Origin of the sequence: Mesorhizobium sp. M1348 (assembly GCF_040317925.1) — a bacterium.
GTDB lineage: Bacteria > Pseudomonadota > Alphaproteobacteria > Rhizobiales > Rhizobiaceae > Mesorhizobium.
In genome coordinates this window covers 118,453-142,210 of record NZ_JAMYLH010000005.1, presented here as the reverse complement: position 1 = coordinate 142,210, position 23,758 = coordinate 118,453, and the positions used below count along the sequence as shown (strand labels likewise).

Below are 23,758 nucleotides of genomic sequence, written 5' to 3'. Positions count from 1 at the left end.
CGAGACAAGGGGCAGCCACGGTAGAAATGGCTGCCCTTTTTCATATCCTGTGACAAGATGACCGTCCGGCAAAGGACGGCGCCGGCAGAAGAGGGGCTAGATGGATCCGATCTCCAAATTCCTGGTCAGCTACAAGATTCCCATAGGGGCGTGGGGGAAGGCGTTTTTCGGCTTTCTCACCGATAATTTCGACACCGTCTTCAGGGCTTTTTCCAACAGCCTCAATTTCCTGCTCGACGGCATCGTCGACGGGCTGCTGCTGCTGCCGCCGGTTCTGCTGATCGCCCTGATCGCTCTGCTCGCCTATTTCCTGCAGCGTTCGAAAGGCCTGGCCCTGGCGGTGTTCATCGGCTTGCTGTTCATCCTCAACCAGAACCTGTGGAAGCAGACGGTGGAGACGCTGGTGCTGGTCGTTGCCGCCGCCGCCGTCTCGATGGCTATCGGCGTGCCGCTCGGCATCTGGGCCGCGCACAAGCCGAAGGTCTATCGGGTCATGCTGCCGGTACTCGACCTGATGCAGACGCTGCCGACCTTCGTCTACCTGATTCCGGTGCTGACCCTGTTCGGCCTCGGCAACGCGCCCGGCCTGATCGTCACCATCATCTTCGTCATCCCGACCTCGGTTCGGCTCACCCATCTCGGCGTCACCTCGGTGCCGAAATCGATCGTCGAGGCGGGTGAGGCGTTCGGCGCCACCAAGCGCCAGCTGCTGTGGAAGGTCGAGCTGCCTTCGGCGCTGCCGACCATCATGGCTGGGCTGACCCAGTCGATCATGCTGTCGCTGTCGATGGTGGTGTTCGCCGCCCTGATCGGCGCCGGCGGCCTCGGTACGGAAATCAACCGGGCGCTCGGGTCGCGCAGGATCGACCTCGGGCTTGAGGCAGGTCTGGCCATCGTCGTGCTCGCCATCGTGCTCGACCGAATGACGCGCATCGGCGTGGGAGGCAAGAAATGACCGTCGCCGTCGATTTCAGAAATGTCGACATCGTCTTCGGCGCCGACCAGGCAGGCTCGCTAGCGCTGATCGACAGCGGCGCCACCCGCGCCGAGATCCTCGAACAGACGGGCAACGTGCTGGGCTGCGCCGGCGCCAGCCTCACCGTGAACGAAGGCGAGATCTCGGTGCTGATGGGGCTTTCCGGCTCCGGCAAATCGACGCTGCTCAGAGCCGTCAACCGGCTGAACGTCGTCTCGCGCGGTCAGGTGCTGGTCAAGGACGGCGACGGTACGGTCGACGTCGTCACCTGCGACGAGGCGACGCTTCGGCGGCTGCGGCAGAAGCAGGTGGCGATGGTGTTCCAGCAGTTCGGCCTGCTGCCATGGCGCACCGTCGAGGAGAATGTCGGCCTCGGCCTCGAACTCGCCGGCGTACCGGAAGCCGAGCGCAAGGAGCGGGTGAACAGGCAGCTGAGGCTGGTCCATCTCGACCAGTGGTCGAAGAAATACGCGCATGAGCTGTCCGGCGGCATGCAGCAGCGCGTCGGCCTGGCGCGCGCCTTTGCCACGGAGGCGCCGATCCTGTTGATGGACGAGCCGTTCTCGGCGCTCGATCCGCTGATCCGGACCAAGCTGCAGGACGAGTTGCTGCAGCTCCAGGCCGAGCTGAAGAAGACCATTATCTTCGTCAGCCACGATCTCGAGGAGGCGCTGAAGATCGGCACCCATATCACCATCATGGAGGGCGGGCGCATCGTGCAGACCGGCGCGCCGGAAGACATCGTGCTGCGGCCCGCCAACGACTATGTCCGCGACTTCATCGCCAATGTGAACCCGCTGTCGGTGTTGACCGCCTGGAACGTCATGCGCGACCGCCGCGACCTCGAGCACGGCGAGGACGGCTGGGTGTGGCTAGACCGGCGCAAGACGACGCGCTTCAAGATCGACGAGCATGGTCTGGTGGCGGCGGCCGAGCGGGACGGCAAGCCGGCAGTGTGGGTGTCCTGCGCCGATGTCGAGGCCCAGCCGGAGGAGACGGCGCAGGTGTTCTGGGCCAATCCCGGCACCTCGTTGAAGACCGTGATGCTGGCCATGCATCGCTCGCAGACCGCACCTGTGGCGCTGTTCGACGACCAGTCGCGCTTCGTCGGCGCCATCGGCGTCAGGGATGTGCTGAGCGCGGTGCTGCGAAGGTAGTTGTTTTCCTCTGGAAGAACGAAACGGCTCGTAGCGTTTCTTCGCGCCCTCCGATCCTGCCGGACATCTCCTCACAGTTGGGGAGGCTGGCAGTTTTACCGACCGCTCTCTACACCGCCAGCGGCAGGCGCAACTCCGTCATCAGGCCGCCGTCGGGATGGTTGGACAGGCTGACTTCGCCGCCGGCGCCGCGGGCGATATTGCGGGCGATGGTCAAGCCGAGGCCGAGGCCGCCGGTCTGGCGGTTGCGCGACTGTTCCAGGCGCACGAACGAGCCGAACACGGCGTCGAGCTCGGCTTGCGGTATGCCCGGCCCTTCGTCATGGATCGCCAGCGTGATTGTCTTGCCTGATTGACGCAGGCTGAGATGCGCCCTCTTGCCATAGGTCACCGCGTTCTGGACGAGGTTGGTGACGCAGCGCCGGAGCGCGACCGGCCGCGCCATGCAGATCAGGCCGCGCGAGCGCGCATCGTCATTGTCGAACGAGACCTCCTCGTAGCCGTCGGCGACCGATTCGACGAGCGACCAGAAATCGATCCGCTCGCTCTTCTCCTCGGTCACCTCGAAAGTGGCGAAGTCGATGACCGAGCTGGCAATGCCTTCGATGTCGGCGAGGTCGTGCGCCAGTGCGGCGCGTACGGACGAATTCCTCAGCAGTTCGAGGCGCAGCCGCATCCTGGTCAGCGGCGTGCGCAGGTCGTGCGCCAGTGCGGCCGCAAGATGCTCGCGGTCCTCGACATAGGCGCGCAGCCTCGCCTGCATGGCATTGACCGCCTTTGCCGCGGTACGCACCTCGCGGCTGCCGCTCTCGGCGATCGGCGGGCTCTTCAGATCCTCGCCGATCCGCTTCACCGCGGTCTCCATCATCCGGTAGGGCGCCGTCAGCCGCCGCAGCGACCAGATCGAGGAAGCCACCACCAGCCCGGCGATCAAGGCATAGAGTGGCAGGCTCTCGAAGCTCAGTATCGGCCCGGCCGGCGTGTTCGGTTCGGTGAAGTTCAGCCATTGGCCGTCGGCAAAGCGAAGCGAGGCCGTCAGCTTGTCGCTCTGGGCGAAATCGGCCGCCAGCACCAGCAGGTCGCGCTCGACCTGGCCGATATCGGGACCGGCGATCGTCCCACCGGGAGCGTCGGCTTCGTGCGTTGCCGGGTCGCGGCGGACCCGCGCGTCGGTGATGCCGAACTTCGACAACCGGCCGACCAATATGTCTTCCAATTCGGCCAGCTCGTCGTCGCCGGCTATCGAGGAAGTGACGGCGGGCGTGTCGGAGACGGTGAGCGCATAAGTGGCGTTGAACAGGCCGGAGGCCGTCGCCTTGCGCTGTTCCGGCGTAGCGTCATGCATCAGCTGCACCAGCGAGAAAGCGCGGTCGTTCAGCCGGTAAAGATCGACGACGTCATTGGTGGCGGCACGGTCGCGCGAAACGATGTAAAGGGTCGCGATCTGGCTGATCAGCAGGCCGGCGATGACGATGAGCAGCACCCAGACCGGCAGCGTTTGCGGCAGAATGCGTCTCATTCGGAGGTCGTCTCAGGCAGGAACTGGTAGCCGCCGCTGCGCACGGTCAGGATCAACTTCGGCGTTTTCGGGTCGTCCTCCATTTTGCGCCGCAGCCGGCTGACCAGAATGTCGACGCTGCGGTCGAAGCTGTAGCCGCTGTCGCCGCCGGACAGCTCAATGAGCTGCTCGCGGCTCAGCACGCGCTGCGCGCTCTTGACGAAGGTCTGCAGCAGGTTGAATTCGGCCATCGTCAGCTCGATCCTGACGTCGCCCGGCGCCATCAGCCGGCGGCGCGAACAGTCCATCGTCCAGCCGGCGAAATGGTAGATTTGCCGCGAGGCGGCGCGTCGCGGTTCGGCGGCGCCATTGCGTCTCAAGACGGCCCGGATGCGTGCGAGCAGCTCGCGCGGATCGAAGGGTTTCGGCACGTAGTCGTCGGCGCCCATCTCCAGGCCGACGACGCGGTCGGTGGTCTCGGTGACCGCGGTCAGCATGATGATCGGTGTCGAATAATTGGCGCGCAACTCGCGGCAGAGCTCCAGGCCGCTCCTGCCGGGCAGCATGACGTCCAGAACGATCAGGTCGACCTGGGCGCGGCGCAGCACGGTCTCCATCTCGGTGCCGTCCGCGGCGACCGATGTATGCAGCCCTCGCTTCTGGAAGAATTCCTGAAGCAGGTCGCGAATGCCCTTGTCGTCGTCGACGATCAGTATGTGGGGGTCGGATTTCACAGGGAACCTGTCATTTGTGGATCGCCCAAGCCGTGCTTCGGCCGTCAGCCAGACGATAGAATTCAGGCCATAAGTTGGCCAGTGGAGATCGGCGGCTCGATCCGGGCTGCCCAGAAACAATCCAGAAACAAAATTCTACAAGCCGGAAAAACTACCGAAAAAAATCAAAGGCATAAGTGGTGCCGTGGCGGTCAGGTCATCGGCTGCGACACGCGTTACGGGATTACGGACAGACCAATGCAAAGGTTCTCGATCAGTCTGATGGGTGCGTTGCTTTCCATTTCGCTCGTCACGGCCGCGGTTGAACAAGCCGACGCAAAACTGGCCGATGCGAAGGTGGCCAATGCAAAGGCGGCCGATGCAAAGGTGGCGACCACCCGCAGCGAGCGTTGCATCGATCTGAACCGCCAGTTTGACGAAGCCCTCGAAACCCATGCCGCGGCAACGCAGGTCACCGCGGCGAAAGCACTTCAAAGAAAGGGAAACCGGTTCTGCGCCAACAAGAAACAGGCACAGGGAATCCGGATGCTCGCGAACGCTTTGAAGCTGCTTGGAGTGACACCGATCGATCCCGTTCAGTGACACTCAACCCGATCTGCACAAAAAGGAAGTGAAGCCATGAAAAAGTCCCTCCTCTCCGCCCTCGGTCTCGCCATCGCGCTGGCGGTCTCGATGCCGGTTCTCGGCGCCAGCAGCGCCAATGCCGCGACCACCACCCCGGCTGCGACGACAACGACGACCGCTGCGCCGGCCAAGGCCGTGAAGAAGGTCGCTGCCAAGAAGACCGTCAAGAAGCACAAGAAGCACGCGGTCAAGGCAGCTCCGAAGGCCTGATCAAGCGACATCTTTCTACCCTATGAGAAGACCGCTCCAGTTGCGATTTGCCTGGAGCGGTCGTCTTTTTGTTGCGTGCAGACAATAGGGCCAGTCCCGGCCCACACCCTCCGTTGAACGCCAGACGGCAGTTCCCACATAGGCACGGACTTTTGAACTGCGCCCGCCGGGAAGCCGATCGCGCGCGGTTGAATGGACGACCGCTTTTGCCCATGTCAAAATGACCGCAAAGCTGTCGTACGCAATTGCCGGTCCAATGCCTGAAATCACCACAAAACCCCGTACCAGCACGAAGCCGAAGGTCGAACGGCCGAAGCTCTACAAGGTCATCCTGGTCAATGACGATTTTACGCCGCGCGAGTTCGTCGTGACGGTGCTGAAGTCCGAGTTCAAGCTTAGTGAAGACCAGGCGCATAGGATAATGATCACCGCGCACCGGCGCGGCGTCTGCGTCGTCGCCGTCTTCACCAGGGATGTCGCCGAGACCAAGGCGGCGCGGGCAACCGATGCCGGCAAGGCCAAGGGCTACCCGTTGATGTTCACGACGGAGCCGGAGGAGTAGGGCTCCTCCCTCGCCCCGTTTGCAGGGAGAGGGAGGCGAAGCCCGGCTTGCCGGAGAGCAGGGTGAGGGGCAGCGCAATGTCTGAAGAAAGTTTCACAGCGCCGGCGCCGCCCCTCATCCGCCTGCGGCACCTTCTCCCTGTATGAGACGGGGAGAAGGGAACTACCGCCCTTCGCGGTACCACATCGAGCCCATCGCCAGAAGCAGCAGGCCGAGGCCGAGGAAGCCGCCGAACAGCGGCACGCGCGAGACGGCCTTGAGCACGCTGTCGTCGGTGGTGCGCAGGCCGATCCAGTCATTGCCGGAAGCTGCACCCGAGGAACGGACTGGGACGACGGAGGGCAGCGTGACCGTGCTGGTGAGAGTGCCAAGTGTCGAGGCCGGCGCCAGCCGGCGAACGCTGCCGCCAGTTGCCTCAGCCGGTGGTTTCAGCCGGTTTTCGGTGGAGACGAAGTCGGTGAATTCCGGCGCGTTGACCGGCCCGACATGGGCCAATGCCGTCAGGTCGCCATTGCCGACCTGATAGAGACCGATTTCGCTGGTCTCGACGCTGCCGAGGAAGACGCCTGGCTCGGACTTCTCAAGCCTGACGATCAGTGCCTTGCCGGACGGCGTGATGACTTGCGCCGGGCCGGGATCGTCACTCATCGTCTGGCGGCGGATCTCCAGCACCATGCCGCGGCCGTCGGCGGTCAGCCGCTCCTCCTCGAGTTCGGGCTCCTTCATGAGCCAGTGGGCGATGCGCCGGTAGAGTTGGACATGCGGCCCGCCGCCCTCGAAGCCGCGCGCCCACAGCCAGCCCTGGTCGGACAGAAGCATGCCGACGCGGCCTTCGCCCTTGCGGTCGAGCAGCAGCAGCGGCCGGTTGTCGGCGCCCTTCATCACCACCTCGCCCTCGGGGTTCTCGACGCCGATGGTGCGGAACCAGCGGCTCCAGTGCGGCGGCTCGGTCGCCGAGCCATCAAGCCCGCGCGTTACTGGATGATGCTGGCCGGTATCGGTGAGGCGCGGATAGAAGGCCTTGTCGATGACCTCGCCGGTCGGCATTGCCGGCAGCGCCGACATCAGCGGCGTGCGGGCGATCGAGCTTTCGCCGGCGTATTCGGGGCCGGCCGCGATTAGCAGCGCGCCGCCTTTTTCGACATATTCGGAGATGTAGTCGTAATAGAGGATCGGCAGCACGTCGCGGTGCTGATAGCGGTCGAAGATGATCAGGTCGAAATCCTTGATCTTCTCGACGAACAACTCGCGCGTCGGGAAGGCGATCAGCGACAATTCGTTGATCGGCGTACCGTCCTGCTTTTCCGGTGGGCGCAGGATGGTGAAGTGCACGAGGTCGACCGAAGCGTCGGATTTCAGCAAATTGCGCCAGGTGCGCTCGCCTGCATGCGGTTCGCCGGAAACAAGCAGCACGCGCAGATTTTCGCGGATGCCGTCGATCAGCGCGATGGCGCGGTTGTTGGTGTCGGTGAGTTCGCCCGGCTCGTGGTTGATGGCGAGTTCGACGATGTTGCGCCCGGCGTTGGGAATGGTCACCTGCAGCGGCATCGCCTGGCCGATGTTGGCGTGCTCGACCGATACCTGCTCGCCGTTGACCGATACGCGGACGTCGACCGGGCCGGTTTCGTTGTTGGTGGCAATGACGCGATAGGTCATGTCGAGCGGCTTGCCGACGAGGCCGAAACGCGGCGCATTCTCGAAGCGGATGCGGCGGTCTTTTTCATGGTCGTTGCCGGTAATCAGCGCATGCAGCGGGGCATTGAAGTCGGGCGCGCCGGGTGGCGCGTCATGGACCTCGCCATCGGTAATCATGATGGCGCCGCCAATGCGCGATGGCGGCACGTCGCGGAAAGCATTTTCGAGCGAGGAAAACAACCGCGTCTCGGTGCGCTCGTCGGCGGCTTCGGACTTGCCGGCTTCGACGACACGGACGTCGAACTGCTTGAAGCGGCCTAGACGCTGCTGAAGACCGGCCAACGCCGCGTCGGTCTGCTTGGTGCGGTCGCCGATATCCTGGCTCTGACTGCGGTCGACGACGACGGCGACGATGCTTTTCAGCGGCTCGCGTTCTTCGTCGAGGAACACCGGATTGAGCAGCGCCGCAGCCAGAGCAATCAGGGCTGCCAGGCGGAAGACCGCGCCGCGCTGGCGAAACCAAAGGCCGACTAGCGCCAGCAGCAGCAGCAGCACCACAACCGCTGCGAGCAGCGGCCAGGTGGTGAGCGGTTCGAAGGCGAGCGACCAGTTCATGGTCTATTGCCCCAGCCGTTCGAGCAGCACCGGGACGTGCACCTGGTCGGATTTGTAGTTGCCGGTCAGCATGTACATCATGATGTTGACGCCGGCGCGCAGCGCATAGATGCGCTGCATCGGATCCGACGGCACGGTCGGCAATAGCGGGTCGCCATTCTCGTCGACGGCCCAAGCGCCGGCGAAATCATTGGCGGTGATCATGATTGGCGAAACGCCGTCGCCGGTGCGCACCGGGCGGTTCTCGGTGTTGCTGGCTTCAAGCGATGCCTCGACCCAAAGCGGGCTGCCGGCAAAACGGCCGGGAAACTCCGGAAGGATGTAGAAGGATTTGGTCAGCACGTGGTCCGACGGCACCGGTTCCAGCGGTGGCACGTTGAGGTTGCCGAGGATGTCGCGCAGCCGCTCCGTCGCCGGGCTGGTCGAATCCGCACCAATGCCATTGGCGAACTGGTCGCGGGTGTCGAACAAGACGGTTCCGCCCTGCTGCATATAGGCGTCGACGCGGGCGATGGCGGCCTCGCTCGGCATCGGGGCCGAGGGATCGATCGGCCAGTAGATCAGCGGATAGAAGGACAGTTCGTCCTTCGAGATGTCGACGCCGGCCGGTGCTCCGGGTTCGAGCGCGGTTTTTTCGATGAGGAATCGGGTCAGGCCTTCGAGCCCGGCGCGGCTGATCGAATCGATACCCGGCTCGCCGGTCAGCACATAGGCGATCCGGGTCTTTGAAATGCCCCCGATCGCCTCCGTATCTCCCGGTTTGGCGTCGTCGGCACGCGCGACGTCCGCGTGGCCAATCAAGGCGCCGAGCGCAATCAGCAGGACGGCTGCCGTCGCCGCAGCGCCGGCACGGCGCGGCCGGCGCGACAACAGGCCGCCCATCCAGAATACGGCAAGCGTGTCGAGCACCATCAGCACCAGGGCCGCCGTGACCAGCGGACCTTTGAGGTTGCGCTGCTCGTCGAAGGCATACTGGATGGTGGTGACCGGCACGGTGATTTCAGGCCGGGCCAGCGGCGTGAATGCGCTGTCGCCAACGAGCAGATTGTGAGCGAACACTCCCGTCTCGGAGCCGTAGAGGCCGGGCGGGTTTTCCAGCGTCACCGGCTGCGGGCCGGCGCCGGGCACCAGCGGCCTGGCATCCGGCGTCGGCGGCACCAGCGTGCCGTCGGCGGAGATCATGCGATAGGGTGCCAGCGACGTCGCGGCGGCCTCGGCATTGGCGACCGCCGCGCCCTGGTTGCGCGACAGTTGCACGATGCGCCGCAGCATCTCGACGAAGCTGCCGGAGATCGGCAGGTTGGACCACGTCGCCTCGGGGGTGACGTGGAACAGCACGAGGGTGCCCTTGTCCTTCTTCATCCCGGTCACCAGCGGCGTACCGTCGGCAAGCGTGGCCCAGGTGCGCTCGACGATGTCGGGCGTCGGTTCGGCCAGCACCTGCCTGGTGACGGTGACCTCGGTGGGCGGCGCGAGGTCGGCGAAGGGGCCGGTTTTCGGGAATTCAGTGACCGGCTGCGGTGCCGTCCATGACAGCGCGCCGCCAAGCGATCGCTCGCCGGTAAGCAGCCGGACCGGCAGCAGATCGTCGTCATTGCCGGCAGCCGCCAGCCGCGAACCGGCAAAACGCACCAGCGTGCCGCCCTTGTCGACCCAGTCGACCAGCCTTCGCCGTGCCTGTTCCGGAATGGTGCCGACATCGGCCATGACGATCATCGCCGGTTTTTGGTCGAGCAGTTGCGGGATGGCGTCGGCGAGATCGACGCTCGACGGCTCGACGAGATCGGCGAAAGGCTGCAGGGCGCGGCGGATGTAGTAGAGCGGCGACAGCAGCGGTTGCGCCTGGTCGGCCTCGGCCTGCGACAGCAGCCCGACGCGGCGGCGTTTTGAGCTCTCATCGAGCACGCGGACGGCACCGGCCTGGCGCTCGCCATCGAGCGCGATGTAGGCGAAGTCGTTACGCAGTTCGAACGGCACCGCCATCGTGCTGGTGGCGGTGGTTCCGCCCGGTGCGAAGGTCAGCGTCGCGTCGGCGATGCGGCGGCCCTTGTCGTCGAAGGCGCCGGCCGTCACCTGTGCAGGTGCCGGATCGCCCGGTGCGCGGATGGCGGTCAGGGCGAAGCCGTCGACCTGGTTGTCGGCGCCGGTCAGGCCGGTCAGCGACAGCCGGTCGGAGACGGCCCAGACGACGCGTGCTGCGTTCTTCGACAACAGCGTGTTGAAGGCGGCTTCGTCGCCTTGCGCCGCCAAGCCATCGGCGAGCACTGCGACGCTGGCGCCCGGCAGCGACTCCAAGGCTGACGCGACGCGGGCGTAGACGGCGGGGCGGTCGGTCGGGATCGGCCGCGGCATTGCCGCGCGCAGCCGGTCGAGCGCGGCAGCGGCATCGAAGGGACCGATCTCGGCATTCGGCTTCTCGGCGGTGAAAGCGATGAGCACCGGCACGCCGTTCGAATTGGCATCGGCGATCAGCCGCTCGGCGGTGGCGACGCGCTTGCCCCAGTCGGCGGCACTTGCCCAGTCATTGTCGATCACCAGCGCCAGGGCGGCGCCCTCGGCCGGCAGCTTTTCGCGCGGGTTGAAGACGGGTTCGGCAAGTGCTGCCACGATAAGCGCGGCCATCAGCAGCCTGAGCAGCGTCAGCCACCAAGGGCTCTGCTGCGGCGTTTCTTCGCGCCTCAGCACGCGGGCGAGAATCCTGAGCGGCGGAAACACCTCGGTTTGCGGCCTGGGCGGGGTCAGCCGCAGAAGCCACCAGATCACAGGCAGCGCCAGCAGGCCCCACAGCACCATCGGCGCCCCGAAGGAGAGCGGCAGCCAACTCATGCGCGGGCCCTCCCGGCAAAGCTGCCCTCGGCGGTCATCGCCATGTGGATGTGCACCAGCGCCTCGGAGGCAAGGCGATCGGTATGATTGACGGTAAAGCTCCAGCCAAGCCGTTTGCACCAGGCAGCCAGTTCCTGGCGGCGGGCGGCATAAAGCAGGCGATATTCCTCGCCCAGCATTTCGGCGCGGCCGGCGGTCAGCTTGTCGCCGGTCTCAGGATCGGTGAATTCGGTGCGCCCGGCATAGGGGAAGCTTTCCTCGGCCGGATCGGCGACCTCGATCAGATGTGCGCGCACGCCGTGGCGGGCGAGCACGTCCAGCCAGGCTATGGTGTCCTCGACCGGGTCGAGGAAATCGCTGACGAGGACGATGTCGCAGAAGCGGCGAATGCCGGACAGGTCGGGCTTTGCCGGCAGGTCGGCGGCGTGCATCAGTTGCGCCGCGATGCGCTCGGCGCCATTGCGGGCGGTGAACGGGTCGGTCAGGCCCGGCCAGGCAATGCGCTCGCCGCTGCGCGACAAAAGCTCGGCCATGGCCAGCGCCAGCACCAGGGCGCGCGATTCCTTGGAAACGCTGGCTCCGGTCGATTTGTAGAGCATGGAAGGCGAGGGGTCGGCCCACAGCCACACCGTATGGGCGGCCTCCCATTCACGGTCGCGGACATAGGTGTGGTCGTCGCGAGCGGAACGGCGCCAGTCGATGCGCGAGGAATCGCCTTCGACATAGGGCCGGAACTGCCAGAAATTCTCGCCGATGCCGCGCTTGCGGCGGCCATGCCAGCCGGCAATTACCGTGTTGACGATGCGGCGCGCCTCGACCAGCAGGTCCGGCACCAACGAAGCCCGCAACCGGCCTCTGGCGAGCGCATCGCGCGTCGCTGCCGGTGCCTGCGCTTCACCGATGCGCGCCATCAAATCCCTTTCGCGAGCTTCGCCACGACATCGCGAACCGTGGTGCCCTCGGCGCGGGCGGCGAAGGTCAGCGCCATGCGGTGCTGCAGCACCGGCTCAGCGAGCGCGCGAACGTCGTCGACCGACGGCGCCAACCGGCCGTCATAGAGGGCGCGGGCGCGGGCGCACAGCGTCAGCGCCTGACTGGCGCGCGGGCCTGGGCCCCAGGCGACGTGCTTGTCGGTATCGGCGTTGCCCTGGCCGGGGCGCGCCGAACGCACCAGCTTGAGGATCGCCTCGACGACGCTTTCAGGCACCGGCATGCGGCGGATGAGCGTCTGGATATCCTTCAGCCGCGCCGGCTGCAGCACGTTTTCAGCCTTGGCATCCTCGATACCGGTGGTTTCCAGCAGGATGCGGCGCTCCGCCTCGATCTCGGGGTAGAGGATGTCGACCTGCATCAGGAAGCGGTCGAGCTGCGCTTCCGGCAGCGGATAGGTGCCTTCCTGCTCCAGCGGGTTCTGCGTCGCCAGAACGTGGAACGGTGACGGGAGGTCATGGCGCACGCCGGCAATGGTGACGTGGTATTCCTGCATCGACTGCAGCAGCGCCGACTGGGTACGCGGCGAGGCGCGGTTGATCTCGTCGGCCATCAGCAGTTGCGCGAAGATCGGCCCGGAAATGAAGCGGAACGAGCGCTTGCCGAATTCATCCTGCTCCATCACCTCGGAGCCGAGAATGTCTGATGGCATCAAGTCGGGCGTGAACTGGATGCGGCGCGAATCGAGGCCGAGCACGATGCCCAGCGTTTCGACCAGCTTGGTCTTGGCTAGGCCGGGCACGCCGACCAGCAGTGCATGGCCGCCGGCCAGCAACGCAACCAGCGTGCGCTCGACGACGCTTTCCTGGCCGAAGATGACCCGGCCGACGCCGTCGCGGACCCTCGAAATGTCGGCCAGCGCCTTCTCGGCCTGTGCCACCATGTCTTTTTCGCTGATCGGGCTTTCCTTGATCATAACGCTCATGCAGCATCGATCCTTCTGGTTGGAAATACCGCTTGGCACCTTGGGTGCCGCAGAATGCCGCGATTCGGCCTCGCATGGCGCCTGCAATGAACTTAAATCACAGACTTAGGCTGACAAGCGGAACAACAGTGACTATTTCGTGACCATGACAGAAGCCGCCGACCATCGTGAAGAGAGCCTGACGGCCGCGACCGAGGCGCGCGGGCTGGAGGCGCTGGTCTCGCGCGCGACGCGCGCCGGCAAGGGGCAGGCGCCGGTGGAACGCTGGAATCCGGCGTTTTGCGGCGATCTCGACATGGAGATCAAGCAGGATGGCACCTGGTTCTATCTGGGAACGCCGATTGGCCGGATGCCGCTGGTGCAGCTTTTTTCCTCGGTGCTGCGCAAGGACGAGGACGGTAGGACCTACCTGGTGACGCCGGTGGAAAAGGTCGGGATCCGCGTTGCCGACGCGCCCTTCATTGCCGTCGAGATGGATGTGTCGGGCGCCGGCGACGGACAAATCATCACCTTTCGCACCAATGTCGGCGATGTGGTCGAGGCTGGGGCGGAGCATCCGCTGCGCTTCGTCGATGAGGATGAGACAGGTGGCCTGAAGCCCTACGTGCTGGTGCGCGGGCGGCTGGAGGCGCTGGTGGCGCGGCCGGTGATGTACGAGCTGGTCGAGCACGGCGAAGAGATCGACATCGGCGGCAAGACGATGTTTGCCGTCCGTTCCAAAGGCGAGGTCTATCCAATCATGCCGGCTGAGAAACTGAAACGGCTGAGCGCATGATGGACCGTCTATGATGGATCAGGTGACGCCGTTGCCGTTTTCCGCTGCCGAGTTTCGCCAGCGCGTCGCGGCGCAGCCACTGGCGCATGCCGGCGACGATTTTGGCGACCACCGCTTCAATCCGGGCCATGCCAGGCTGAAGCTGGCCAAGGCGCTGCGCGACGCCGCCGTGCTGATCCCGGTGGTCGATCATGGCCATGAAGCCACGGTCCTTTTGACCAGGCGGGCGGAAAAGCTGCGCAACCATTCGGGGCAGGTGGCTTTCCCCGGCGGAACCATCGATCCAACCGATGCGAGCCCGGAAGCGGCGGCATTGCGCGAGACATTCGAGGAGATCGGTCTCGATAGGGATTACATCGAGATCATCGGCCGTCTGCCGGACTACGTCTCCGGCAGCGGCTATCGCATCGCCCCGGTGCTCGGGATTGTGCGGCCCGGTTTCAGCCTGACGCTGAATTCCGACGAGGTCGATGCCGTCTTCGAAGTGCCGCTGGGCTTTCTGATGGACCCCGCCAACCACACCAGAGACAGTCGCATGTGGAATGACCTCGAATGGTTCTATTACGAGATGCCCTATGGCGGCCAGCGCATCTGGGGCGTCACCGCGGGTATCATCCGAACGCTTTATGAAAGGCTCTATTCGTGAGCAATCCGGTGTCGATTGCTGGCAAGGCCGGCTGGCTCGGCGAAAGCCACCTGCAGCGCCTGCTCGCCGCGCTCACCGACAGCGGCGAGGAGGCACGCGTCGCCGGCGGTGCCGTGCGCAACGCGCTTATCGGACAGCCTGTCGCCGACATCGACATTGCCACCACCACGGTGCCTGAGGAAACCATCCGGCGCGCCGAGGCGGCGGGCTTCAAGACGGTGCCGACCGGCATCGAGCATGGCACCGTCACCGCGGTCGCCCACGGCAAGGCCTATGAGGTCACCACGCTGCGTGCCGATATCGAAACCGACGGCCGGCGCGCCAAAGTGTCCTTCGGTCGCGACTGGAAAGCCGACGCTGAGCGGCGCGATTTCACCATCAATGCACTCTATGCCGAAGCCGATGGAACGGTCGTCGATCTGGTCGGCGGGATCGCCGATATCGAAGCGCGGCGGCTGCGATTCATCGGCGATCCGGAAGCGCGCATCCGCGAGGATTATCTGCGCATCCTGCGTTTCTTCCGCTTCTTCGCCTGGTATGGCGACGGCAGGCCGGATGCCGAAGGGTTGAAGGCTTGCGCCAGGCTGAAGCAGGGGCTCGACCAGCTCTCGGTCGAGCGCGTCTGGTGGGAATTGAAGAAATTGCTGTCAGCGCCCGATCCGTCACGGGCGCTGCTGTGGATGCGTCAGGCCGGCGTTCTGACCGCCGTTTTGCCGGAAAGCGAGAAATGGGGCATCGATGCCATCCACGGGCTGACCAAGACCGAGAAGGACCTGGCCTGGGCGCCGGACCCGCTGCTCAGGCTGGAAGCTATCGTGCCGCCGGATGCCGCGCGCATGAAAACGCTTGCCGAGAGATTGAGGCTTTCTGTGAGCGAGGCAAGCCGCCTGCGGCATTGGGCGATCACGGCTGCCGTCGATCCGAAAACGACCGAAGGAGAGTTGGCGAAAAGGCTCTATTTTGGCGACCGCCAAGGCTTTGTCGATCGGTTGCGGCTGTTGCTCGCTTCCGCTCGAGCCCGCGCGGTCGAAGACAATGACGCACTGCTCGAAGCCGGCGGCTTCTCGCGCCTGCTTGCCTTCGCCGCAAAATGGCAAAACCCTGTTTTTCCGGTCAAGGGCGCCGATCTGACGACACTTGGCGCATCACCGGGGCCGAAGCTTGGTGCAACGTTGAAGAATCTTGAAAAGGAATGGGTCGAGTCCGGTTTTGCGCTTGATCGCGGCGCGCTGCTCAAGCGCGCCGCAGAGGCACTCGAATCCTAACCGTCACGCTGCGTCGCGGGCCTTTTCGATGCGCGAGCGGATCGCCTCGATCATCGTCTCGCGGATCACCGTCTCGCCGTGCGTCTCGCGCAGATGCTCGACGGCACGGCGCATGACCTCAGCCTCCTCCTCGGCGCGTGTGTGCCACTCGCAGCCGGGTACGAGCGACCCGCAATGGAACTCCTTCATCGGCTTCTCCTCATCTCCTCCTTGGAGCGCCGCAGCGCACTGACACGGAAGCTCCAGACCTTTGATCTTGCGCAGCATCCGGAAACCGGGTCCGGTATCCGGGTTACACGCTGGCCAGCTTAGCATAACACGATCGAACGGTTTTGGTTGCCTTAGAGCGCCGCGCGTCCAAGCCGACACGCAGTGCTCAAGGGTACGGATTGCGAAAAGGCGGAGCATCGCTGCTCCGCCCTCTTACGCTACCCCGGAGGCAAGACCTTGTCTTGCTCCAGCGGGCAGGACATCACTTCACGATCTTGACTGCCTCAGCAATTTTATCCTTGCCGCTCATATCCCACGTGACGCGGACCTTTTCGCCGACCTTCAGGCCAGGATCCTTGAAGGTCTGGGGCAACGTAAAGGTGGCTCCGTTATCCAGAACTAGGCTCATCGCCGTTCCATCAAAGCTTTTGATCGTGCCGGTGGTGTGCTTGACCGCAGCGAATGCGGCAGTACCAGAGGCGAGAACGGCAGCGGCGGCCGCGGTCATAATAAGCTTGCGCATGGCATGCTCTCCTGGAAAATGCGGGCACCCGCTTGGGAAAGGTGCCCCATTCAATCATGGGCCGTCCGGTCACGTCGGGTCGCGGCTCTCGGGAGTAAAGAACCGCCGGCGTTTCCTGGCCCGACGCGACAAATAGCCCAATCTTTTCAATAGAATATTAGACGAAAAAGATATTTTCTGGCGCGCGTTGCGCCACATTCGCCGTCAAATTCTGGGGATTTGGACCCGATTGCGGCTCACGTTGCGCTCACCGAGATTTTACGGCCATTTCACCTCAGGCGGCAGGCTGGACAGGATCGACGCGACATTGCCGCCGGTCTTCAGCCCGAAGATGGTGCCGCGATCGTGAAGCAAGTTGAATTCGACATAGCGGCCGCGACGGATGAGCTGCTCGTCACGGTCGCCATCGGTCCAGTTATCATTGAAGTTGGCGCGCACCAGATGTCCGTAGACGACGAGAAAAGATCGCCCAACGTCCTGGACGAAGTTGAAATCGGCGTCCCAGCCGCCTTTGTCCTCGCCCGAATGCAGCCAGTCGAAGAAGATACCGCCGGTACCGCGTGGCTCGTCGCGGTGCGGCAGATAGAAGTACTCGTCGCACCAAGCCTTGAATTTCGCGTAGTCGGCGATCGCCGCGTTCTTCTCGCAGGCAAATTGCATCGCCCTGTGGAAGGCGATCGTGTCGGGGTCGTCCTGGCTGCGGCGGCGGTCGAGCACCGGTGTCAGGTCGGCGCCGCCGCCGAACCACTGGCGCGAGGTGACGACCATGCGCGTGTTCATATGCACTGCCGGTACGTTGGGGTTCCACGGATGGGCGATCAGCGAAATGCCGCTCGCCCAGAAGGACGGGTCCTCTTCGGCGCCCGGCATCTGCTTCCTGAATTCGGGCGAGAACTCGCCGTGGACGGTCGAGGTGTGGACGCCGACCTTCTCGAAGACGCGGCCGTGCATCATCGACATGATGCCGCCGCCGCCCTTGCCGGCATCGCGTTGCCACGGCGTCTTTTCGAAGCGACCGGGCGACCAGCTGGCCTGCGGCCCCTGCAGGTCCTGCTCGATCTGCTCGAAGCTGGCGCAGATGCGCTCGCGCAACGTCTCGAACCACAGCCGTGCCTTCATCTTCTTCTGTTCGATGTCGGCTGGCAGCCCCGCCGGTATCTCGGGTCGTTGCAAATCCTGTCTCCGGTTGCGGGGCGTACCCCGACAAATGACTCGTCTTTTCCGGCCGCGATCCCTAATCTCTTAGGTGCAAGGGTCAAGTGTGAATGGAGTTCTTTCGTGCGCACCCCGGCAAGACCGCCGCTGGATGGCCTGAAGAAGAGGCTCGACCGTTCACGCGCCGAGAACGCGCGCATGCCGCGCGACGGATTTCTGCGCGAGACCTTCGTGCTGCCGCGCTCCGACGCTCGTCTCAAGGCGAAGGAATGGTTCGAGCGCTTTCCCAAGCAGGCCTATTGGACCGAGATCGAGAGCTGGTTCGAGCGGCCGGGCGACGTCATCGAATTCACCATCAGGCGGCTGCCGGCGGCGGATTAACGCTCGATCAGCAAACGTCTCGCTCCCGGCCCCCGGGTGCTCAGCCGGTCGCCCTTGTTCCTCAGCGGGCATTTGTCGATCGACATGCAGCCGCAGCCGATGCAGTCGGTCAGCCCATCGCGCAGCTTCTTGAGCTGGGCAATCTTCTGGTCGAGCTCGTCGCGCCAAGCCGTCGAAAGCAGGTTCCAATCCTCGCGCGTCGGCGTCCGGCCTTCGGGCAATGATCGAAGTGCGGCGCCGATCTCGGCCAGCGAAATGCCGACCTCCTGCGCTACCTTGATGATCGCCACACGTCGCAGCACGTCGCGGCCGTAACGCCGTTGGTTGCCTGATGTGCGGTGGCTGCGGATCAGCCCGCGTGCTTCGTAGAAATGCAGCGCCGACACCGCCACGCCGCTGCGCGTCGCCACCTGGCCGACTGTTAATTCCGTTGCCGCAGCCATCTCCGAGTTTCCGCTTGACCTCAAGTTAAGTTGAGCTTGTAGCGAAGAAGCCTCGAAGATGCAAACGGCAGGAGAAGGCGATGTGCGTCTGGATGAGAATGACCGGAGAGGACGCAGTGTTGCGTGAGGACGACGCCTTGGTCGCTACGGCCGGCGATCGCGTACACATCCTAGCGGAGCTGCCGGATCGCCTCGGCCGCCACCATCGCAACGGAAAGCGCGACGTTGATGCTGCGCGCGCCGGGCTGCATCGGGATGATCAATCGCGCATCCGCCGCCTCGTGGACGGCATCCGGCACGCCTGCGGATTCGCGGCCGAACAGGAGAATGTCATCGGTGGCGAAGACGAAATCCGTGTAGGCGACAGCGGCTTTGGTCGACAGCAGCACCAGCCGCCGCTTGCCAAGTTTGCGCCAGTCATCGAAGGCGTGCCAGTCGACATGCCGGGTGAGCGCCGCCATTTCGAGATAGTCCATGCCGGCCCGTTTCAGCGCCCGGTCGGAGAGCGGGAAGCCGGTCGGTTCGATGATGTCGACGCCGAGACCGAGGCAAGCGGCGAAGCGCAGGATTGTCCCGGTATTGCCGGCGATATCCGGCTGGTAGAGCGCGATGCGGAGACGATCGTTCATTTCCGCGTCTTTCTAATAAGTGGCAGATCAGCCACAGAGCTCTCGCGGTTTTGGAAATTCCTGGACTGGCGGGTGGTCATTTTCTGCGAAGTCGGTTATACGGCCAGCATTGTCAACCCGAACCGATGGAGGGGTAATTCATGATGGCCATGCACATCCACCACCCCTCTCGTGGGCTTACCAGCCCGATGGCGGATTCGGTACGACGATTCTCCTGACCTTCTAGACTTCAATCGCACCGATTCCCGCCGAAACCTTTTTCGGCCTTTGAAGGAATCCTGCGATGTTTTTCAAGCTGTGGAAGGGGCTGAACGCCCCACCTGAACACACTTCGACCGATGTGACCTTTGCCGCGCTGCGCGTGCCCGCGGCCTGGGTTGGTTCACCCTTCTATCTGCATCTTCAACTGGAGGACGGACCGATGTTCGATCCCTGTAGAATACCCGGCTCAAGAAGCCTGCACGAGCGCAAGACTGCGACTTGGGCGCTTTTGATCGGCGAGACCTACTCGTCAGCGGTTCACGCCGAGACTCGCCGGCGTCCGCATCGCGGCATGCTGCCGGACGTCGATTTCTCGCGCGCCGTTCCGGACCATAGCCGGCCGTCGCTGGTGCGCCGGATCATCAGGCTGATCCGGCCTGGTGCAAAAACCGGCGCGAAAATCCGGATCGTCAAAACGTCGTCAGCATCGTCAAACGAGACTGTCGGCGAAAGGCCCGCGACAACCTATATAGCGCGAAGCAGGACCGGCGAGGCGGACGATTCCGTATCGCCGGTCCTTGACGCCATGCGGTCTGGGCACCTCGTCCGTTCCCGTGCCGCGTGAGCGGAACCAATATTGTGAGCATCACTATGTTTAGCTGGTTTGAAAAAAGGCTCGATCCGTTCCCTGCCAAGGAGCCGGTCGAGCCGCCAAGGACACTGATCGCCTTCTGCGTGCATTATACGCGCGGCGCGTGGCCCTACATCGCTCTCGATGCGGTGCTAGTGACGGCCATCGCGCTTGCCGAGGTGTGGATGTTCGGCTTCATGGGCCGGATCGTCGACTGGCTGTCGGCGCAGAATCGCGAGACGTTCCTGCAGACCGAGAGCTTGAAGCTGGCCGGCATGGCCTTCATTGTGGTTTTCGCGCTGCCGGCGACGGTCTGGTTCCATTCGCTGCTCAACCAGCAGACGCTGATGGGCAACTATCCGATGCGCATCCGCTGGCAGGTGCATCGCTATCTGCTCAAGCAGTCGATGAGCTTCTATCAGGACGAGTTCGCCGGGCGCATCGCGACCAAGCTGATGCAGACGGCGCTCGCGGTGCGCGAATGCGTCATCAAGCTCATCGACGTGCTCAATTACATCGTCGTCTATTTTCTTGGCATGATGTTCATTGTCGGCTCGGCAGACTGGCGGCTGGCTGCGCCGCTTGCCGTCTGGCTTGCCGGATATGTCCTGCTGTTGCGCTATTTCATCCCGCGGCTGGGCCAGGTCGGCGAGGAGCAGGCCAATGCGCGCTCGACCATGACCGGCCGGGTCGTCGACAGCTACTCCAACATCCAGACGGTCAAGCTGTTCTCGCATGCGCGGCGCGAGGCATCCTTCGCCAAGGACGGTATGGCCGGCTTTCTCGATACGGTCTACCGGTCGATGCGGCTGGTGACACAGCTCTACGGGTTGCTCTATGTCCTGAATTCGCTGCTGTTGTTTTCGGTCACCGCAATCTCGCTATGGCTGTGGCTCGGCCAAGCCGTGACGATCGGCGCGGTCGCCCTGGTCATCGGCCTCGTGCTGCGGCTCTGGGGCATGTCGCAATGGATCATGTGGGAGATGTCGACGCTGTTCGAGAATATCGGCACGGTGCAGGATGGCATCAGCTCGATCTCGCTGCCGCGCCTCGTCGAAGACCGGCCTGGCGCCAAGGATATTGCCGTGACCAAGGGGGAGATCCGTTTTGAGGACATCCGCTTCCACTACGGCAAGCAGAAGGGCGTGATCGAAAGCCTGTCGCTGACGATGAAGCCGGGCGAGAAGGTCGGCATCGTCGGCCGTTCGGGTGCCGGCAAGTCGACGCTGGTCAATCTTCTGTTGCGCTTCTACGACCTCGAAAGCGGCAAGATCCTGATCGACGGCCAGGACATCGCGGCGGTGGCGCAGGACTCGCTGCGCGCCCAGATCGGCATGGTCACGCAGGACACCTCGCTGCTGCATCGCTCGGTACGCGAGAATATCCTCTATGGCCGGCCGGACGCCAGCAACGAGATGCTGATCGAGGCGGCGCGGCGCGCCGAGGCGCTGGATTTCATTGCCGGGTTGTCGGATTCGAGCGGCCGCAAGGGTTTCGACGCGCATGTCGGCGATCGCGGCGTCAAATTGTCCGGCGGCCAGCGGCAACGCATCGCCATAGCCCGTGTCATGCTGAAGGACGCGCCGATCCTCATCCTCGACGAGGCGACCTCCGCCCTCGATTCCGAGGCCGAGGCGGCCATCCAGGAGAACCTCTACAAGCTCATGCAAGGCAAGACCGTCATCGCCATTGCCCACCGGCTGTCGACGATCGCAGCCATGGACCGCCTCGTCGTCATGGACAAAGGCCGCGTCATCGAGGAAGGTTCGCATGAGGAACTCGTTGCCAAAGGCGGGCTCTACGCCCAGCTTTGGCAGCGCCAGTCGGGCGGCTTCCTGCTCGACGACGGCCCCTCTGCCAACGATGCAGCCGCCAACGATGCACTCGCCAAGGGTGAAGCCGCCGAATGATGACTGCCATCTACCGCTGGTTCGAGAACTGGGTCTATCCATTCCGGGAGCCCGCGGACCTTCGGCCACCTGCCGGCGTCAGGGGTTTCCTCTGGCACTATGTCGGGCAGGCGAAGATCGCCTTCTTCGCCATGCTGGTGATCGGCGGCATCGCGCCGCTGGTCGAAGCCGGATTGTTCTATTTCGTCGGGCGGCTGGTCGACATCCTCGACCAGCTTCCCGGCGAACGCAGCTGGCACGCGCTGTGGACTGCCGCCGGCCCGGAACTTGTCTTCATGATTGCCGTGGTGCTGGTCATCCGCACCATCGTCGTCGGCCTGTCGGCGCTGGTTGACGAGCAGACGATCACGCCGGGTTTCTACAATCTGGTGCGCTGGCAGGCGCATCGCCATGTCTCGCGCCAATCCTACGCCTTCTTCCAGAACGACTTTGCCGGACGTATCGCGACCAAGGTCTGGCAGGCGGGACAGGCGACCGGCGATCTGATGGAAAGCTTCATCGAGGTCGTCTGGTTCATGGTCGTCTATACGGTGACGACGCTGGCGCTGGTCGCCGGGCTCGACCTCCGGCTGGCGGTGCTGGTGGTGATCTGGATTACCGCCTTCGGCCTGCTGGCCAGACGCTATGTGCCGGCGATCCGCAAGCATGCCGAAGCCACCGCCGAAGCCGGCTCGATGATCACCGGCCGCATCGTCGATTCCTATTCGAACGTGCAGACGCTGAAACTGTTCTCCGCCGATGGCGACGACCGCTATATCAGGAACGGCTTCGACATCTATCTCGACGCGCTGCGCCCGTTCACCCGCCGGCTGACCGGCGTGCGCATGGCGCTGACGATGCTGTCGGGGATCATGATCACCGCGATCGCCTGCTTTGCCGTTTATCTCTGGGTCGAGGGCACGATCACCGTCGGCGCCGTGGCCTTCACGCTGTCGTTGGTGTTGCGGCTGAACATGCTGCTCGGTCGGCTGATGATGCAGCTCAACAGCATATTGCGGAACCTCGGCGTGCTGGAAAACTCCAAGGCGCTGATCTCGCAGCCGCTCGGCCTGACCGATGCACCGGACGCGAAAGAGCTTGTCATCGGCGGCGGCCGCATCGACGTAAGCAACGTCGAGTTCCACTACGGCAAGGGGTTCGGCGTGCTCAACGGCATCGACTTGGTGGTGCGGTCGGGCGAAAAGGTCGGGCTGGTCGGACCGTCCGGCGCCGGCAAGACGACCTTGGTCAATCTGATCCTGCGCCTCTACGACCTCGAGAGCGGCAAGATCACCATTGACGGGCAGGACGTCTCCAGGGTCACGCAGAACTCGCTGCGCGCCAATATCGGCGTCGTCAGCCAGGATACGGCACTTTTCCACCGCTCGCTGCGCGACAACATCAAGCTCGGCATGCTGGAAGCGACCGACGCCGAGGTGGTCGCGGCAGCGGAGAAGGCCGAGGCGCACGAGTTCATCCTCGGTCTGCGCGACAATCGCGATCGTATTGGCTATGAGGCCTATGTCGGCGAGCGCGGCGTCAAGCTCTCCGGCGGCCAGCGCCAGCGCGTGGCGATCGCCCGCGTCTTCCTCAAGGACGCACCGATCCTGGTGCTCGATGAGGCGACCTCGGCGCTCGATTCCGACATCGAGGCGGCGATCCAGGAAAATCTGGCAAGGCTGATGGAAGGCAAGACGGTCATCGCCATCGCGCACCGGCTGTCGACCATCGCGGCACTCGACCGGTTGGTGGTGCTCGACCAGGGCCGCATCGTCGAGCAAGGCACGCATGACGAGCTGGTCGCGCTCGACGGGCTCTATGCAAGGCTGTGGAAGCGGCAGTCCGGCGGCTTCCTGTTCAACGAAGAGAGCGCGCTGGCCGAGACCCGGCCGGCAGAGTAGTTTCTACAAACCGGAGTAGACCATGGCGGTGAGAATGCCATCGAATTTCGGACGGTCCGGCGCGCAGGAGAGCGCGTTGGACCTGCTTGGCCACGAAATCCTCGGCGAAAAGGCGGCAGCGCTCGGCCGTGCCGGCCGGCGCGTCGAGGAAACACTGACGAGGCTGCGCGAGAATTGCGACAGCGACGATCGAGCCCGGCTGCTCAGGGACGCAGCCGAAGCGGTGCACGGCTATTTCATCCAGCGCGAACTCTGCGGCTTGCGCAAGCACGACGCGGTGATCCGGGAATACAACATTCCCAAGGCCGTGCTGGCCAGGCTCGGCGCCAGCGCATGATCCGAACCGGAAATTGGTTC

The 23,758-nt window shown here is 64.2% G+C and carries 24 protein-coding genes; 13 read left to right on the top strand and 11 right to left on the bottom strand.

Going from position 1 to position 23,758, the window contains the following annotated elements:
• Window positions 1-100: 100 nt before the first annotated feature.
• Both choW and choV read left to right on the top strand, forming a co-directional pair.
• Entirely contained in the window at window positions 101-955 is an 855-nt protein-coding gene (gene choW, locus NKH13_RS11465; RefSeq protein WP_352466809.1) for a choline ABC transporter permease subunit, read from the top strand.
• Complete coding sequence (gene choV, locus NKH13_RS11460; RefSeq protein WP_352713211.1) at window positions 952-2,133, top strand: choline ABC transporter ATP-binding protein; 1,182 nt, start codon at window positions 952-954, stop codon at window positions 2,131-2,133. The genes choW and choV overlap by 4 nt, the downstream gene beginning before the upstream one ends.
• Before the next feature lie 109 nt (window positions 2,134-2,242).
• On the opposite strand, the gene NKH13_RS11455 is transcribed toward choV, so the two are convergent.
• Both NKH13_RS11455 and NKH13_RS11450 read right to left on the bottom strand, forming a co-directional pair.
• Entirely contained in the window at window positions 2,243-3,652 is a 1,410-nt protein-coding gene (locus NKH13_RS11455) for an ATP-binding protein (RefSeq protein WP_352912547.1), read from the bottom strand.
• Window positions 3,649-4,365: a response regulator gene (locus tag NKH13_RS11450; RefSeq protein WP_352466812.1), complete on the bottom strand. Its 717-nt coding sequence runs from the start codon at window positions 4,363-4,365 to the stop codon at window positions 3,649-3,651. The genes NKH13_RS11455 and NKH13_RS11450 overlap by 4 nt, the downstream gene beginning before the upstream one ends.
• A gap of 237 nt (window positions 4,366-4,602) precedes the next feature.
• Between NKH13_RS11450 and NKH13_RS11445 the strand changes: the two genes are divergently transcribed.
• From NKH13_RS11445 to clpS, 3 genes are all read left to right on the top strand, one after another.
• On the top strand, window positions 4,603-4,947 hold the full coding sequence (locus NKH13_RS11445) for a hypothetical protein (RefSeq protein WP_292665026.1): 345 nt from the start codon (window positions 4,603-4,605) through the stop codon (window positions 4,945-4,947).
• Window positions 4,948-4,983: 36 nt separating this feature from the next.
• On the top strand, window positions 4,984-5,199 hold the full coding sequence (locus NKH13_RS11440) for a hypothetical protein (RefSeq protein ID WP_352450529.1): 216 nt from the start codon (window positions 4,984-4,986) through the stop codon (window positions 5,197-5,199).
• A gap of 256 nt (window positions 5,200-5,455) precedes the next feature.
• A complete protein-coding gene (gene clpS, locus NKH13_RS11435) occupies window positions 5,456-5,761 on the top strand; it encodes an ATP-dependent Clp protease adapter ClpS (protein ID WP_352540995.1) in 306 nt (101 codons plus the stop codon).
• 162 nt (window positions 5,762-5,923) lie between these two features.
• Here the strand turns inward: clpS and NKH13_RS11430 are convergent, their stop codons facing one another.
• From NKH13_RS11430 to NKH13_RS11415, 4 genes are read right to left on the bottom strand one after another with little or no spacing between them, the layout of a single operon-like run.
• Window positions 5,924-8,011, bottom strand: coding sequence for a hypothetical protein (locus NKH13_RS11430; protein ID WP_352912546.1), 2,088 nt, complete (start codon window positions 8,009-8,011; stop codon window positions 5,924-5,926).
• Window positions 8,012-8,014: 3 nt separating this feature from the next.
• On the bottom strand, window positions 8,015-10,837 hold the full coding sequence (locus NKH13_RS11425) for a DUF4159 domain-containing protein (protein ID WP_352912545.1): 2,823 nt from the start codon (window positions 10,835-10,837) through the stop codon (window positions 8,015-8,017).
• Complete coding sequence (locus tag NKH13_RS11420; protein WP_352912544.1) at window positions 10,834-11,748, bottom strand: DUF58 domain-containing protein; 915 nt, start codon at window positions 11,746-11,748, stop codon at window positions 10,834-10,836. Before NKH13_RS11420 ends, NKH13_RS11425 begins: the two co-directional genes overlap by 4 nt.
• A complete protein-coding gene (locus NKH13_RS11415) occupies window positions 11,748-12,752 on the bottom strand; it encodes an AAA family ATPase (protein ID WP_292662167.1) in 1,005 nt (334 codons plus the stop codon). Before NKH13_RS11415 ends, NKH13_RS11420 begins: the two co-directional genes overlap by 1 nt.
• Window positions 12,753-12,897: 145 nt before the next feature.
• On the opposite strand from NKH13_RS11415, the gene NKH13_RS11410 reads away from it, so the two are divergent.
• Genes NKH13_RS11410 through NKH13_RS11400 form a run of 3 tightly spaced genes read left to right on the top strand, consistent with a single transcriptional unit; the run spans window position 12,898 to window position 15,438 of the window.
• Window positions 12,898-13,527: a DUF1285 domain-containing protein gene (locus tag NKH13_RS11410; RefSeq protein ID WP_352714559.1), complete on the top strand. Its 630-nt coding sequence runs from the start codon at window positions 12,898-12,900 to the stop codon at window positions 13,525-13,527.
• A gap of 13 nt (window positions 13,528-13,540) precedes the next feature.
• Window positions 13,541-14,173 (top strand): CoA pyrophosphatase, encoded by a 633-nt coding sequence (locus NKH13_RS11405; RefSeq protein ID WP_352713193.1) that lies wholly within the window; start codon window positions 13,541-13,543, stop codon window positions 14,171-14,173.
• A complete protein-coding gene (locus NKH13_RS11400; protein ID WP_352912543.1) occupies window positions 14,170-15,438 on the top strand; it encodes a CCA tRNA nucleotidyltransferase in 1,269 nt (422 codons plus the stop codon). The genes NKH13_RS11405 and NKH13_RS11400 overlap by 4 nt, the downstream gene beginning before the upstream one ends.
• 3 nt (window positions 15,439-15,441) lie before the next feature.
• Here the strand turns inward: NKH13_RS11400 and NKH13_RS11395 are convergent, their stop codons facing one another.
• From NKH13_RS11395 to hemF, 3 genes are all read right to left on the bottom strand, one after another.
• Window positions 15,442-15,627 (bottom strand): DUF1059 domain-containing protein, encoded by a 186-nt coding sequence (locus NKH13_RS11395; protein WP_292662162.1) that lies wholly within the window; start codon window positions 15,625-15,627, stop codon window positions 15,442-15,444.
• Window positions 15,628-15,910: 283 nt separating this feature from the next.
• A complete protein-coding gene (locus tag NKH13_RS11390; RefSeq protein ID WP_023679489.1) occupies window positions 15,911-16,171 on the bottom strand; it encodes a DUF1344 domain-containing protein in 261 nt (86 codons plus the stop codon).
• A 258-nt stretch (window positions 16,172-16,429) separates the two neighbouring features.
• Window positions 16,430-17,344: an oxygen-dependent coproporphyrinogen oxidase gene (gene hemF, locus NKH13_RS11385; protein ID WP_352912542.1), complete on the bottom strand. Its 915-nt coding sequence runs from the start codon at window positions 17,342-17,344 to the stop codon at window positions 16,430-16,432.
• Between the two features lie 105 nt (window positions 17,345-17,449).
• Between hemF and NKH13_RS11380 the strand changes: the two genes are divergently transcribed.
• Entirely contained in the window at window positions 17,450-17,707 is a 258-nt protein-coding gene (locus NKH13_RS11380) for a hypothetical protein (protein WP_023679487.1), read from the top strand.
• Here NKH13_RS11380 and soxR read toward each other — a convergent pair.
• Window positions 17,704-18,150, bottom strand: coding sequence for a redox-sensitive transcriptional activator SoxR (gene soxR, locus NKH13_RS11375; RefSeq protein WP_352466819.1), 447 nt, complete (start codon window positions 18,148-18,150; stop codon window positions 17,704-17,706). The genes NKH13_RS11380 and soxR overlap by 4 nt on opposite strands.
• A gap of 170 nt (window positions 18,151-18,320) precedes the next feature.
• Window positions 18,321-18,779 carry a tRNA (cytidine(34)-2'-O)-methyltransferase gene (locus tag NKH13_RS11370; RefSeq protein ID WP_352912541.1) on the bottom strand — a complete coding sequence of 153 codons (459 nt, stop codon included), beginning with the start codon at window positions 18,777-18,779 and terminating at the stop codon, window positions 18,321-18,323.
• Window positions 18,780-19,062: 283 nt separating this feature from the next.
• On the opposite strand from NKH13_RS11370, the gene NKH13_RS11365 reads away from it, so the two are divergent.
• Genes NKH13_RS11365 through NKH13_RS11350 form a run of 4 tightly spaced genes read left to right on the top strand, consistent with a single transcriptional unit; the run spans window position 19,063 to window position 23,738 of the window.
• Window positions 19,063-19,605 (top strand): hypothetical protein, encoded by a 543-nt coding sequence (locus tag NKH13_RS11365; protein ID WP_352912540.1) that lies wholly within the window; start codon window positions 19,063-19,065, stop codon window positions 19,603-19,605.
• Between the two features lie 26 nt (window positions 19,606-19,631).
• A complete protein-coding gene (locus tag NKH13_RS11360; protein ID WP_352912539.1) occupies window positions 19,632-21,521 on the top strand; it encodes an ABC transporter ATP-binding protein in 1,890 nt (629 codons plus the stop codon).
• A complete protein-coding gene (locus NKH13_RS11355; protein WP_352912538.1) occupies window positions 21,518-23,401 on the top strand; it encodes an ABC transporter ATP-binding protein in 1,884 nt (627 codons plus the stop codon). The genes NKH13_RS11360 and NKH13_RS11355 overlap by 4 nt, the downstream gene beginning before the upstream one ends.
• A gap of 22 nt (window positions 23,402-23,423) precedes the next feature.
• The gene (locus NKH13_RS11350) at window positions 23,424-23,738 is read left to right on the top strand and encodes a DUF6665 family protein (RefSeq protein WP_352466824.1); all 315 of its coding nucleotides are present in this window, start codon (window positions 23,424-23,426) and stop codon (window positions 23,736-23,738) included.
• Window positions 23,739-23,758: the final 20 nt, after the last annotated feature.